Origin of the sequence: Geobacter anodireducens, assembly GCA_001628815.1 — a bacterium.
Lineage (GTDB): Bacteria > Desulfobacterota > Desulfuromonadia > Geobacterales > Geobacteraceae > Geobacter > Geobacter anodireducens.
Genome location: CP014963.1, coordinates 3311122 through 3325554 on the forward strand (window position 1 = coordinate 3311122; position 14433 = coordinate 3325554).

Genomic DNA, 14433 nt, shown 5'->3' on the forward strand with positions numbered 1-14433 from the left:
CGGAGGACCAATGTCCGAACTGAGATGGGACCCCCTGAAGCAGCACTGGGTAATCATAGCCACCGAACGGGGACGCCGGCCCCGGGACTTCATGGTGGAGCACAAAGCCACGGATGCAGCCTGCTGCCCCTTCTGCTACGGGCTGGAAGAGAAGACTCCGCCGGAGATATACGCTGTGCGCGACACGGGCGCTGCCAACTCCCCCGGCTGGATGGTGCGGGTAATCCCCAACAAATACCCTGCCCTGCGCATCGAGGGCGACCTCAACAGCCGGGGATTCGGCCCCTATGACGTCCTGAACGGCATCGGCGCCCATGAGATAATCATCGAAACCCCCGATCACGACCGAGACATGGCCGAGCTTTCGCCGGCAGAGATCACTGAGGTCCTCAGGGCATGGCGAGCCCGGTTTCTGGATCTGCGCCGCGACACCCGCTTCCGCTACATGGTCCTCTTCAAAAACCACGGCACCAAGGCCGGCGCCACCCTGTCCCACTCCCACAGCCAGCTCATCGCCGTCCCCCTCATCCCTCCGGTGGCGGCAACCGAACTGCGCGTCTGCAAAGACTACTTCTCCGCCAAGGAGCGTTGTCTCATCTGCGACTTGATCGACTTCGAACTGAAGAGCGGCGAGCGCATCGTCCGGGAGTTCGCCAACTACGTCATCATGACCCCTTATGCGGCCTGCTTCCCCTTCGAAGTGCGGCTCTATCCCAAGCGCCACGCCTTTGATTTCGCCCTGCTGCCCGACGCGGAACTGACGGAACTGGCCGTGGCGCTCAAGGATATGCTCACCCGCCTGCGGAGCATCCTGCGCGATCCGCCCTACAATTTCATCCTCCACACGGCCCCGCCGCGCCACCCGCGCCTCGGCAAGCCCGGCTACTGGAGCTCCATCGAATATGATTACCACTGGCACATCGAGTTGGTGCCGAGGCTGACCCAGATCGCCGGATTCGAGTGGGGAACCGGGTTCCACATCAATCCGACGTCTCCGGAAGACGCCGCGACATTCCTCAGGGAAGCGGGGTCATGAGACGATGAAAATCCTCATGGTTGCATCCGAGGTGGCCCCCTTTGCCCGGACCGGCGGACTGGCCGAGGTGACTGCAGCCCTGCCCGCGGCCTTGCGCCGGATGGGACACGACGTGCGGGTCATCATGCCCTTCCACCGGTGCGCAGCCCAGACGGAGCCCGGGGTGCGCAAGGCGCGTAAAAGCACCGAAGTCACCCTCAACGGCGAAACGCACAAGGGATTACTGCGCCAGGCCGCCATGGGAAATGTGCCGGTCTATCTGGTGGAGAACCGGGAATTCTTTTCCCGCGACTATCTCTACGGCACACCCGAAGGAGACTATCCGGACAACCCGCGCCGGTTCGCTTTTTTCTGCCGCAGCGTCCTGCAGTTTCTCAAGCGGATGGACTTTCGCCCCGACGTGATCCACTGCCACGACTGGCAAACCGCCCTGATCCCCATCATTCTGCGCCTCGAAGCGGCAGACGACCCGTTTTTCGCCCGCACGGCAACGGTTTTCACCATTCACAATCTAGCCTACCAGGGATTGTTTCCCGCCCCGGCCATCGCCGAAACGGGCCTGTCACCCGCCCTGTTCACCACCGAGTGGCTCGAATACTACGGCCAGCTCAATCTCCTGAAGGGAGCCATCCTCACGGCGGATCTCATCACCACCGTGTCCGAAACCTATTGCCGGGAGATCATGACCCCCGCGCAGGGGTGCGGCCTGGAGGGGGTGCTGGCCCGGCGCGGTAACGACCTGTTCGGTATCGTGAACGGCATCGACACCGACGAATGGAATCCGGCCGCCGATAAGCGCATTTTCCGCAACTACTCGGCCCGGGCCCTGGCCGGAAAGGCCGCGGACAAACTTGAACTCCAGCGGGAATTGGGCATGCCGGCAGCGCCGTCGGTGCCGCTCATCGGCATGGTCAGCCGGCTCGCGGAGCAGAAGGGGATCGACCTGGTGCTGGAGCTGCTGCCCCGCCTGGCCGAGAGCGAACTTCAACTCGTGCTCCTCGGCACCGGCAATGCCTGCTACCTGGAACGCCTGGACGCCTTCCGCCGGAAAGGCGCGGCCAACATCTCCATCAACCTGGGATTCAATGATCCACTGGCACCGAAGATCTATGCGGGCAGCGACCTGTTCCTCATGCCGTCGCGTTTCGAACCGTGCGGCCTGAGCCAGCTCATTGCCATGCGCTACGGCACGGTTCCGGTTGTCCGGCACACGGGGGGACTCCGGGATACGGTCATCGACGTCACGCGCCATCCCCGCGAGGGGACCGGCTTCACCTTCGAGGATTTTTCAGCCGATGCCTGCTGGGAAGCCCTCGAACGGGCCCTGGCCTGCTACCGGGACCGGGAGTCATGGCGCAGGATCATGCGCAGGGGCATGCACAGAGATGTTTCGTGGCATACTGCGGCAGGCCGCTATGAGACGCTGTACCGAATGGCGGTGGACACAAGACGGGGGTAGCGGATGGGAGACGGGAAAGACGATCTTGAATCATTGAGCCGGGAGATTCGGAAGATCATCGACACCAACCGGCAATTTCTCGACCGGATCATGGACGATGACTTCGAGGCTGACGGCGACGAGGCGGTGGAACCGCACGGGGAAGAGGCGGAGGGGGAGTTCGAGGAGTTGTAGCCCCATGCCCGCCGACGCAACGAAAAAGCCCCCCGGAGAGCGCTCCGGGGGGCTTGCTGCTGCAGGCCGAGTCAGTGCTTGCCGTGGCCGTCGCCGCCGGCAGAGTCCTCGGCGGCCGCCATGTGGCAATCGCTGCAGTTGACCTTGTAAAGCGCATCGCCGATGTCTGCCGGGTGGACGAACTCCTTGACCACCTTTCCTTCCGGGATGTTCTCGCCCTTCTGGCCGATCATCTCGTGACACATGGTGCAGTCCTTGGAAATGATCTTGCCGGTGGACGTCTTGTGCTTGCCGTCGTGACAGCGGAAGCAGCCCGGCGTATAGAAGTGGCCGATGTGGTTCGGATATGTGCTCCAGGTGACCTTCATCCGGGGGAAGAAGTTCCGGGCGTAAATATCCTTCACATGCTCAACGGCCTGGTTGATGGCCGCGGCCTTGGTCTTGGCCACCTCGGGGAAGTTCTTGGCGTAGTACTCGGGGAGCTTCGCCTCGATGGCCGCATGGGCCTCTTCCTTGGACTTGTAGGGTTGTTCGAGGATCTCCACCGCCACCTTCTTGATGTAGGGAAGCCCCGCGTCGATCTGGCCGGACACGATATGCTCGTCCATCTCGCGGGCCGGTGAGCGGTAGATGTGGGTCGGCCGGTTGTGGCAGTCGATGCAGTCCATGCGCCGCTTCTCGGCCTTGGCGATCTCCTCGCGGGTAAGCGGCTTTTCGGTATCCATGTACTCGACGATGCTGCCATCCTTCTGCTTGACCGCCACATAGGGGATGTCGAGTCGCTTCCTGTCGCGGGCGATGTAGGTAACCTCGGTGCCGATATGCCAGTGGATGCCCATGGCATGGGGAGACTTGGGCGTCCCGCCGATCTTGATCAGCATGTTGATCTCACGGGGGGTGTTTTCCTTGTTGGGCGCGTAGTGATAAAATACCCGCTGCCGGCCGGAGTAGAACTTCTCCGGCCAGTGACACTGTTCGCAGGTGTCCCGGGCCGGTCGCAAATTCTCGATGGGGGTGGCGATGGGGTAGTGGTAGCTGTTGGTTAGAACCGCCCAGACCTGACGCAGGCCCGAAAGCTTGGCCTTCACGTACCACTCGGCGCCCGGCCCCACGTGGCACTCCACGCACTTGACCCGGGCGTGGGGGGATCCTTGCCACGCCTTGTGCTCGGGCTCCATGACCACGTGACAGAGCTCGCCGCAGAAGGTGGTCGACTCGGTGAACTCGAAACCGAGGATGGACGCCACCGACACGATGAGGACGAAGATGACGCTGGCCAGCACGAAGAAAATGAACAGCCGGCGCTTGTGGGGATCATTGAAATCCACCCGCGGGTAGGGCGGCACCTCTTCGGGGACTTCGGTCCGCCGCTGGTTACGGACGCGCCAGGCGCCGATCGGTACGAGGATAAGGCCGAGGATGAGCATGCCCGGGAAGGCGAAATAGACCAGGAGCCCGATGTAGGGGTGATCTATGCCTGTGATCATCTCCATCGCGATGAACGCGATGATGAGTCCCGTGGCCACCACGGCCAGGAGAAACCCTATCAGGCTGATGGGGTTCCAGAGGTAACCTGCGGTTTTTCGCAATGTCATACATCTCCTCCACGTTGAAACACTTTTTTACCAATTCACTATTGGTTCCGCCATCTCCTAGCAAATGTGAAAGGGTAGACAATATAATCAGTTGATTCGTTTTGTCAAATGCTAAAAACAGTACCACAAAAAAGTGGTTGTGAAAGGGAACGGTTAAGAATAATCACTCTGCGACAGATCACATGAATCGTTTTTTAAAATAGGGTTTTCTATCGGCAGATGCCGTCCGCTTGACACTATCTGTCGATTTTGCTAGCTTCGAAGCCCACAACAGTCTAAAAACCAGCAGGTTCCCGAGCGAACCGGGCCCCCTGACGGCCAGGGAAGCGGCGACGGGAGCAGGAGAGAGTCCATGGTAAAAAAACTATTCATTCCCGGACCGGTCGACGTCCATCCCGATATCCTCCAGGCCATGGCCTCCCCCATGATCGGCCACCGGATGCCCGAATACGCAGCGCTCCACGGACGGGTGACCGCCGGCCTCAAGCGGGTTCTGGCCACGGACGGACGGGTATTTCTCGCCACATCGAGCGCCTTCGGCGTCATGGAGGGGGCGGTACGGAACCTGGTGGCGAAGCGGTGCGTCAACTTCTGCAACGGCGCTTTTTCCGACAAATGGCACGACGTGACCAGGCGCTGCGGCAAAGAGGCCGATGCGGTCAAGGTCGAGTGGGGCAAGCCGATCACCCCCGAAATCGTGGATCAGGCACTGGCCACGGGCAGGTACGACGCTATCACCCTCATCCACAACGAGACTTCCACCGGCGTCATGTCCCCCCTGCCGGAGATTGCCCGGGTCCTGCGGAACTATCCCGACGTGGTTTCCATCATCGACACCGTCTCGTCCATGAGCGCACTCCCCGTTCCCGTGGACGAACTGGGCATCGACTGCTGCATCTTCGGGGTCCAGAAGGCCTTTGCCCTGCCACCGGGACTGGCCGTTTTCACCGCCAGCGACAAGGCCTTGGCCCGGGCCAGGACCGTGGAGGGGCGCGGTTACTATTTCGACTTCCTTGAATTCGAAGCCAATGACGTAAAAAACAACACCCCCTCGACCCCCTGCATCTCCCACATCTATGCCATGGACCGCCAGTTGGAGCGGTTCTTCGCCGAAGGACTGGAGCAGCGCTGGGCGCGCCACCGGCAACTGGCGGGCATGGTGCGCGAGTGGGTTGCCGACCGGGGATACGGTTTCTTTGCCGATGAACCCTACCGCTCCGTGACCCTCACCTGCGCCCTCAACACCCGGGGCACGGATCTGGCCCGGTTGAAGAAGATGCTCGGCGAGCGCGGCTACGCCTTTGACGACGGCTACGGCACGATCAAGGGGAAGACCTTCCGCATCGCCCACATGGGAGACATGCAGCGGACCGACCTGGAAGAGTTCCTGGCAACGGCCGACGAGTGCCTGGTAGAGCTTGCTTGATCCATTGCCCGGTCTGATCACGCAGACGGACCATTTGCCGTTCCTCATGGTTCATATTTGTGGTATGGTATAACACAATTGTGCCGCTCACCCCTGTGTGCAGGAGGGCTTGAATGAACAGCAAAATGATCCTGCTGGTGGAAGACAACCCCGACGACGAGGTTCTGACCCTCCGCGCCCTGGGCAAACATGCCATTACGCCCGACGTGACGGTAGTGCGCGACGGGGTGGAGGCCCTGGACTTCCTCTTCGGGACAGGCTCCTACAGCGGCCGGGATCTGAGCATCATGCCGAAGCTGGTGCTGCTCGACCTGAAACTGCCCAAGGTGGACGGCCTCGAGGTTCTGCGCCGGCTGAGGGCCGACCAGCGGACGCGGCTCCTGCCGGTGGTGGTCTTCACCTCCTCCAACGAGGAGCAGGACATCCTCGAATGCCACAACCTCGGCGCCAACAGCTACATCCGCAAGCCGGTGGACTTCAACCAACTCAGTGAAGCCCTGCGGCTCATCGGCACCTACTGGCTGAACCTCAACCTCACTCCCAAGTCCGCCGGCGCGGCACGATAGACGTCCACGCGGCACGGGCTCGCCCGTGCCGTTCCATTTTCTTCCCAAGGTGTCCCCATTTCCATGGAACGCTTCAGACTGGCTAGCGATTACGAGCCCCGCGGCGACCAGCCCCGGGCCATTGCCGAACTCTCGGAAGGGATTGTCAGGGGAGACCGGGATCAGGTGCTCCTGGGGGTCACCGGCAGCGGCAAGACGTTTACCATGGCCAACGTCATCGCCGCCGTGAACCGCCCCGCCCTGGTGCTGGCCCCCAACAAGACCCTGGCGGCCCAGCTCTATGGCGAATTCCGGGAACTGTTTCCGGACAATGCCGTGGAATATTTCGTCTCCTACTACGACTACTACCAGCCGGAAGCCTACATCCCCACCACCGACACCTTCATCGAGAAGGATTCCTCCATCAACGACGAGATCGACAAGCTGCGCCACGCGGCCACGCGGAGCCTGCTGACCCGGCGCGACGTGATCATCGTTGCCTCGGTGTCATGCATCTACGGCATCGGCTCCCCGGCCGAGTACCAGGCCATGCACATCTTCTTTCACCAGGGGGACGAGTACGGCCGGGACGAACTGCTGCGGAAGCTGGTCGACATCCAGTACGAACGGAATGATCTGGACTTCCACCGGGGGACCTTCCGGGTGCGGGGGGACATCGTGGAGATATTCCCGGCCCACGAGGGGGAGCGGGCCTACCGGATCGAGTTTTTCGGCGACACGGTGGACGCCATCAGCGAGATCGATCCCTTGCGGGGCGTGGTGATCCAGCGCCTGACCAAGTGCGCCGTCTATCCGGCTTCCCATTACGTGGCGACGCGCGAAACCCTGGACCGGGCCATGGAGGAGATCCGCACCGACCTGCGGGAGCGGCTCCAGTGGTTCCGGGAGCGGAACATGCTCGTGGAGGCCCAGCGGCTGGAACAGCGAACCATGTTCGACCTGGAGATGATGGAGGAGATGGGATTCTGCCAGGGGATCGAGAACTATTCCCGCTACTTCGACGGCCGGACGCCGGGGGAGCCCCCCTACACCCTGCTCGACTACTTCCCCCGCGACTTCATCCTCTTCGTGGATGAATCCCACATCACCGTCTCCCAGGTGGGAGGGATGTACCGGGGGGACCGGAGCAGGAAAGAAACCCTGGTGAACTACGGCTTCCGCCTGCCGGCGGCCCTGGACAACCGGCCCCTCACCTTCGGGGAGTTCACCGAACGGCTCAACCAGACCGTCTACGTCTCGGCCACCCCGGCCGACTACGAACTGCAGCAGAGCAGCGGCGTGGTGGTGGAACAGGTGATCAGGCCCACGGGCCTCCTGGACCCGCTCATCGAGGTCCGTCCTGCCACGGCGCAGGTGGACGATCTCCTGCACGAGGTCCGGGAAACCACGGCCCGGGGCGAACGGGTGCTCGTAACCACCCTCACCAAGAGGATGGCCGAGGACCTGACCGATTACTACCGGGACCTGGGGGTGCGGGTCAGGTACCTCCATTCCGACATCGACACCATCCAGCGGATGCAGATCATCCGCGATCTGCGCATGGGGGAGTTCGATGTCCTGGTCGGCATCAACCTCCTGCGGGAGGGGCTCGACATTCCCGAAGTGTCGCTGGTGGCGATCCTGGACGCCGACAAGGAGGGGTTCCTCCGCTCCGCCCGCTCCCTCATCCAGACCTGCGGCCGGGCCGCCCGCAACGTGAACGGCAGGGTCATCATGTACGCCGACACGATGACCGGCTCCATGCAGAGCTGCCTCGACGAAACCGCCCGGCGGCGCGCACTCCAGGAGGCCTTCAACACCGAACACGGCATCACGCCCCAGACCGTGAAAAAGGGGCTGCGGACCATCCTGGAGTCCATCGAGGAGCGGGATTACTACACCGTTGCCGCCGCTGCCGAGGCGCGGGAGGAGTATCTCCCTGCCGACGAAATACCGAAGCGGGTGAAGAAGCTCCGCAAGGAGATGCTCGACGCGGCAAAGAAGCTGGAGTTCGAACGGGCGGCCGAGCTCAGGGATCAGATCAAAAAACTGGAGGAAATGGAGCTGCGGCTGCGCTGACCGCTCCACGGGGGATATTCGATGAAGGAACCACGCGTGCTGCTCGTTGACGACGAACGATTCTTCCTGGATCTCCAGCAGGAGTTTCTGGCGGATTCCCCCGTGCGGATCATCACCGCCCAGAGCGGCCGGGAGGCTCTCGACATGGTTCGGCGGGACCGGCCGGGCATCGTCTACCTGGACCTGCGGATGCCCGAACTGGACGGTACCGCCTGTTGCTCCACCATCAAGAATGATCCAGACATCAGGGACACGCCGGTGGTCATGGTGGTGAGCGAGGGGAAGCCCCGCGACCGGGAGCTCTGCCTGGATGCCGGGTGCAACGGCATCATCAGCAAGCCCCTGGACCGGATCCAGTTCCTGTCGGTGGGGCGGCGGCTCTTCCCGGCCATTGAACGTCGCCAGCCCCGCCACCCCTTCTCGGCCCTCGCCTTCTTCCGAGTCCGGGAAACCGGCTTCCACGGCACCGTTGCCGACATCAGCCTCGGCGGCGCCTACATCGCGTGCCGTTGCGACCTCTCAGCCGATGAGGATATCCGCCTCGGCTTTCTCCTGGGAGATGCGGGGGTCGTCGAATGCCGGGCACGGGTCGCCTGGATGAACCAGGGGGGGGCGCGCCCCCGCAAGAGCCTCCCGGACGGATTCGGCGTCCAGTTCCAGTCCATGGAGCCTCCCCACCAGGAGGTTGTCCGGCAGATCGTGGCGAGGCTCGGATGATCCGCCCCGCCTGGCTCACCCGCACCAGTCTCTCCTGGGCGCTCTACGACTTCGCCAACACCATCTTCTCCATGAGCGTGGTGACGCTCTACTTCCCCCTGTTTCTCGTCCAGACCCTGGGCTACCGCGAGTACTGGCTCTCCTTGGGGCTTTCGCTCTCCATGGGGCTTGCCGCCGTGGCCAGCCCCTTCGTGGGGAGCGCCTCGGACCGGCGCATCGGCAAAAACGTGATCCTGGCGGTCGCCACGTCCCTTTGCTGCATCGCAACCCTTCTCATCCCCGTGCCGGGCCATCTGGCCGGCGTTCTGGCCGCTTTCGTGGCCGCCAACTTCCTTTACCAGGTCTCCCTGGTGGCCTATGACGCCCTTCTCCCCTCGGCCACCGACGAACGGCACTACGGCCCGGTGTCCGGATTCGGCGTGGCCCTGGGCTACATCGGAACGTTCCTGGCGTTGATCATCGGCAAACTCCTGGTGACCACCCCGGCGGACAATGGCCGGGTATTCCTGCCCACGGCGATCTGCTTTCTCCTCTTCGCCCTGCCCTGCTTCTTCGTCAAAGACCTGAAACGCAGCCAAACCTCGCCGGTCCGGGTTGCCGACACGGCCCGGGAAATCATCCGCGATCGGGACCTGCGCTGGTACTTCGCCGGCCACCTGCTCTACCTGGACGCGGTGAACACCGTGATTGCCTTCATGGCCGTCTTTCTGGTGAAAGTGGGCGGCTTCTCCCAGGCCAAGGGGGAGGTGAACTATTTTCTCATGTTCTCGACCATCGTTCGTACGGCGCCGGGGAGCACGAACCGGACTCCTGGCGACGCTTGCCCTCTGGATCGCCGCCCTCGGCATGGTCTGCCTTCCCTTGGCCAAGGAACACTACTGGATCCTGGGCCCCCTTTCCGGCATCGCTCTGGGTGGGGTCTGGGCGTGCGACCGGCCGCTGCTGCTGAACATGGTCCCCCGGGAACGGGCCGGGAGCTTCTTCGGCTTCTACTACCTCACCGGCAAGTTCTCGTCGGTGGTGGGTCCATTGCTGTTCGGCGCCATCCTCGCGCTCCCCCTCGGCACCGAGGCGATCCGCTACCGGCTCGCCTTCTTCTCGCTGCTTATCATGGTAATCGCCGCCACGGCCTGCATCGCCCGCATCCGCCCGAAGCAGGCCACGCCGCAGCTTCAGGCCGGCGGACCGTGATACCCCACGCATGTTCGAAAAAGGAGTGACCATGAAAAAAGACATCCTCGAAAAGGGGGCCATCCTCCAGCGTGACCGGGAGACCTACGCCATCGCCCCCCACATCCCCGGCGGGATCACCGATACGGCAACCCTGCGCAAGCTCTGCGACGTGGCCGACAAGTACGGCGTGCAGGAGTTGAAGCTCACCTCTGCCCAGCGCATCGCCCTCTTCGGCATAAAGGAGGAGGATCTGGACGCCATCTGGTCCGATCTCGACCAGCAGCCGGGCGCAGCCATCGGCCTATGCGTCCGGAGCGTCAAGATCTGTCCCGGCACCACCTGGTGCAAGCGGGGGGTGCAGGATTCGGTCTCCCTGGGATTGAAGATCGATGCCATCTACCACGCCATGGAACTGCCCAACAAGATGAAGATGGGAATCTCGGGATGCATGCTCAACTGCGCCGAGACCATGCTGAAGGATGTGGGAGTGGTCGGTACTCCCAAGGGGTGGCGGATCTACGTGGGGGGCAATGCGGGGGCACGGCCCCGCATCGGCGACCTCCTGGTGGAACTGGGACCGGATGAAGACAAAGTCCTCGCCGTGATTGCGGCTCTCGTGGAGTGGTACCGCTCTTCGGGCAGCGAGCAGCGGCTGGGCCGCGTGGTGGAGCAGATGGGGTTCGATGCCTTCCGGACCGCGGTGCTGGGGGCGGAAGCAACTCCCTGAGCCGCCGCGGCCGACAGATACTCCGGGCATGATCAGAAGAGGTCCAACTGTTCCCCCTTCGGCTTCCGCCGGCCGCCCCGGCCCGGCTCCGGCTGTCGGATCAACCGTCCGGGAATCTCCCCTGCGAAGCGGGAAAGCGGCCGCTCGGCAGGCCCGACCCAGGGACGTTCAGAGGAGGCGCTGAGCACGAGCGTCTCCTTTGCCCGGGTCATACCCACATAGAAAAGCCGCCGTTCCTCCTCCACATCCACGTCCCGCCAGAGGGTGCAGGGGATGAGCCCCTCCTCGCACCCCGCCAGGAAGACCACGGGGAATTCCAGCCCCTTGGAGGCATGGAGCGTCATGAGCGCCACCGCCTCGGCCCGCTCGTCATAGACCGTTTCGGCGGCATACTCCCGCAGGTGCCGGTCAAAGGCGACGATGTCCCGGCCGAAGCTTCCGGCAAGGGCCAGGAGCCGCCGGCAGTCGGCATGCCCCTGATCCGTGCCGAACAGGGTCAGGGCCTCGCCCAGGGCCGGCGCGATTCCCTCCCGGCCGGCCGTGGACCGGAAGCGTTCGAGGAGAGCGGTCAGCTCGGCCATCCGACGCGCAACAGGGGGCGGCAGCTCGACACCGGCCACGAGCGCCGGGAAATCGCCGGTCAGGGGAAGGGCCTCTTCCAGCCGACGGATGGCACCCTCGCCGATCCCCGGCAGCTCCTGTGCCAGGGCCAGCCAGTCGGCCAACTCCGTACTCCCCGCAGCGGCCCGGACAAACCGGGTGGCCGCGCCCGCTACCGGGCCGAGGAAGTAGGGAACGGCCCCCACCAACTGGAACGGAATCCCCCGCCGGTCCAGGGCGTTGGCCAACTCGTCGGCCTGCCGCGCCAACCGGTAGAGAATGGCGATGTCGCCGAAGCTCCGGCGGTTGTCCTGGTCGCCGCCCCGCCCCGAGGCGATGGAGAAACTGCTGATCCCCCCCATGAGCTCCTCGATGCGCCGAACGATAAACTCGGCCTCCGCCGCCGGCGTCGGAGCCCTGTACAACTCGATCGTTCCCTCCCGCGCCGTGGCAGGCGTTAGACTGATGCCGCTCCTGAGCCGGTTGTGGGCGATAACGGCCGATGCGGCCTCGATGAGGGGCGCCGCCGACCGGTAGTTGCGGCTGAGGTCCAGCCGCCGGGTGGCGGGAAGGTCGGCGAAACGGAAGAAAAAAGAGGGATCACTACCCCGGAAGCCGTAGATGGCCTGGTCTGGGTCGCCGATGGCGAAGATCGTGGCCTCTTCCCCCAAAATCTCCACCAGGGCGTACTGGGGAGCGTTCAGGTCCTGAAATTCGTCCACGAAGAGATGGGCGACTCCGGCGCACACCTGTCGCCGGAAGGTCTCGTCGCCTCTCAGGCGGCGGACCAGGGCCGGGACCACGTCGTCCAGGTCCATGGCGCCGCGCCGGGCCAGTTCGTCCAGGTAGAGGCGCACCGGCTCCGGTGCGTCCCCACCATTGTCGCGATGCAGAAAATCGGCGATCTCCCCGGCCAGGCCGTTCCGCTCCCGGACGCCGAGCTCGGGAAAGAGGCGCCGCAACAGCCGCTCCCGGCTTTCGTCCCCCACCACGACCCGGTCGGGGTCCTCGCGTCTGAGCCAGTCGAGGCAGAAGCGGTGGAAGGTGCCGACAAACACCTGCCCGGCAGCCTCGCCCGCCGCAGCGGCCAGTCGCTCCCGCACCTCGGCGGCTGCCCGGTTCGTGAAGGTGATGGCGCAGACCCGGCCCGGGTCCGTGTCAGGCATTGCCAGCAGCGCCGCCAGCCGGGCCACCAGGGTGTAGGTTTTGCCGGTACCCGGCCCTGCGGCCACCAGCACCCGGGGTGCATCGCAGGCGAGCGCCTCGGCCTGGCCGGGATCGGGTCCCGCGGCAGGCGCCGGATCGGGCGGGGCCACCGATCTTCGCCCGCCGGCTGCCGGAGGCCGGCCGGTCGCTTTGGGGCGCCCCGCCGGGGGGACTCCCCGTCGCTGAAGAGTCCCCCCTGTCCTGACAGCCGGGCCACTTCACCCTCCTCGAAGACCTTGATGGTTCCGTACTCGCCGTCGAAGCCCCCCTGGCGGATGACCCGCCCCTCTCTCATCCGGACGATCGCCTCCGCCAGGACCGGCGATGCGGCAGCGATCTCAGCGGAATCGGCCCGGAGAAGGATGTTCAGCTCCGAACCGAACCGGTCGATAAGCCGGACATAGTTGCTCATGACCTGTTTGGAGGCCGGTCCCACCCCGAGGATCTCCCCCACCACCTCTGCCAGCGGCACCAGACTGAAGAACGCCGGGGCGTCGGCGGGATAGAGCGGCGTGTCCCGGTCAGCCAGTTCCAGCACCCGGTGGAGCACCCCCACGGTGAGGGGGCGGCCGCACACGGGGCAGCGGCCCCCGTGCCGGCGCGTCTCGTCGGGTTCGAAGCGGATGCCGCAGTCCCGGTGACCGTCCATGTGGTACTTCCCCTCCTCGGGAAAGAACTCCACAGTGCCGCTGAAGGTTTCGCGGCTGTTGCCCTTCAGGGCGTCGCGCAGTGAAAAGAAGTCAAAGCCGGTGCTGAAGAGATTGGCCTCGCGCCCGAGCCGGGACGGGGAGTGGCAGTCAGAATTGGAGATGAGGGAGAACCGGTCCAGGGCGGAAATCAGCCGGTTCATGTCCGGATCGGAGGAAAGTCCGGTCTCCAGGGCAAACACGTGGGGGGTGAGGTCGCCGAAGCACTCTTCCACGGTATCGAAACCGGACTTGGAGCCGAACAGTGAAAACCAGGGGGTCCAGATGTGGGCCGGCACCAGGAATCCGTCCGACGTGGCCTCCAGCAGGATTTCCAGCAGGTTCCGGGAGTCGAGGCCGAGGATGGGGCGGCCATCGGACTCGATGTTGCCGATGCCGGCCAGCCGCGCGTTGATCCGTTCAGCCGCTGCAAAGTCAGGGACGTAGAGGAGGTTGTGAACCTTGCGCACCACGCCGTGCCGCTTGTAGATGCAACTGATCTCGGCGGTGAGCATGAAGCGGACCGGTGCCGAGGAGGGAGCGAGCCCGGCCAGGGGCGCGGGGACATTCTCGTCCCGCAGCCGGAAGAAGCCCGGCTCGGCCGGCTCCAGCACCTCCCGCAGCCGGGCGAACCACCCCGGATGGGTGAAGTCCCCCGTGCCCACCACCTGGATCCCCTTCACCCGGGCCCACCCGGCAAGCCCTGCAAGGTCGCACTCCTTGCTCGTTGCCCGGGAAAAGGGCGAATGGATGTGGAGATCGGCGCAATAGTCCATGGCAGAGGCACCCCCTGGATCGACGTTCGTGAGTACCATCAACCGTACACGTCAACCGGGCGCCTGTCCACCCCCTATTCCTCCGCCGGGGGCGGCACGCGGCCGGTTTGTCCGGAGTACGGCGGAGAGGCGGGATTGAGGCTGCGCGAGTTACGATGTTGCGGGATCCTTTCTACTTCTTGTCGCAGCAGCCTGACTCACCCCCCCTGCAGTGCCCATGACTCAACCTCCCAG

Annotated in this window: 9 protein-coding genes and 2 pseudogenes; 9 read left to right on the forward strand and 2 right to left on the reverse strand. The window is 64.2% G+C overall.

Features of this window, described 5'->3' with window-relative positions:
* The first annotated feature begins 10 nt into the window (after positions 1–10).
* From A2G06_15235 to A2G06_15245, 3 genes are read left to right on the forward strand one after another with little or no spacing between them, the layout of a single operon-like run.
* A complete protein-coding gene (locus A2G06_15235; GenBank protein ANA41371.1) occupies positions 11–1036 on the forward strand; it encodes a galactose-1-phosphate uridylyltransferase in 1026 nt (341 codons plus the stop codon).
* Positions 1037–1040: 4 nt separating this feature from the next.
* A complete protein-coding gene (locus tag A2G06_15240) occupies positions 1041–2495 on the forward strand; it encodes a glycogen synthase (GenBank protein ID ANA41372.1) in 1455 nt (484 codons plus the stop codon).
* A gap of 3 nt (positions 2496–2498) precedes the next feature.
* On the forward strand, positions 2499–2669 hold the full coding sequence (locus A2G06_15245) for a hypothetical protein (protein ID ANA41373.1): 171 nt from the start codon (positions 2499–2501) through the stop codon (positions 2667–2669).
* A 71-nt stretch (positions 2670–2740) separates the two neighbouring features.
* On the opposite strand, the gene A2G06_15250 is transcribed toward A2G06_15245, so the two are convergent.
* Entirely contained in the window at positions 2741–4264 is a 1524-nt protein-coding gene (locus A2G06_15250; GenBank protein ID ANA41374.1) for a cytochrome C, read from the reverse strand.
* A gap of 352 nt (positions 4265–4616) precedes the next feature.
* Between A2G06_15250 and A2G06_15255 the strand changes: the two genes are divergently transcribed.
* From A2G06_15255 to A2G06_15280, 6 genes and pseudogenes are all read left to right on the forward strand, one after another.
* Positions 4617–5690, forward strand: coding sequence for an aminotransferase (locus A2G06_15255; protein ID ANA41375.1), 1074 nt, complete (start codon positions 4617–4619; stop codon positions 5688–5690).
* A gap of 113 nt (positions 5691–5803) precedes the next feature.
* The gene (locus A2G06_15260; GenBank protein ANA41376.1) at positions 5804–6256 is read left to right on the forward strand and encodes a two-component system response regulator; all 453 of its coding nucleotides are present in this window, start codon (positions 5804–5806) and stop codon (positions 6254–6256) included.
* Between the two features lie 63 nt (positions 6257–6319).
* A complete protein-coding gene (locus A2G06_15265) occupies positions 6320–8314 on the forward strand; it encodes an excinuclease ABC subunit B (GenBank protein ID ANA41377.1) in 1995 nt (664 codons plus the stop codon).
* Between the two features lie 21 nt (positions 8315–8335).
* Positions 8336–9031, forward strand: coding sequence for a two-component system response regulator (locus A2G06_15270; GenBank protein ANA41378.1), 696 nt, complete (start codon positions 8336–8338; stop codon positions 9029–9031).
* A pseudogene (locus tag A2G06_15275) lies at positions 9028–10222 on the forward strand (hypothetical protein). Before A2G06_15270 ends, A2G06_15275 begins: the two are co-directional and overlap by 4 nt.
* A gap of 31 nt (positions 10223–10253) precedes the next feature.
* Complete coding sequence (locus tag A2G06_15280; GenBank protein ANA41379.1) at positions 10254–10931, forward strand: sulfite reductase; 678 nt, start codon at positions 10254–10256, stop codon at positions 10929–10931.
* A 32-nt stretch (positions 10932–10963) separates the two neighbouring features.
* Here the strand turns inward: A2G06_15280 and A2G06_15285 are convergent.
* Positions 10964–14199 (reverse strand): annotated as a pseudogene (locus A2G06_15285) (DNA helicase II).
* Positions 14200–14433 lie beyond the last annotated feature (234 nt).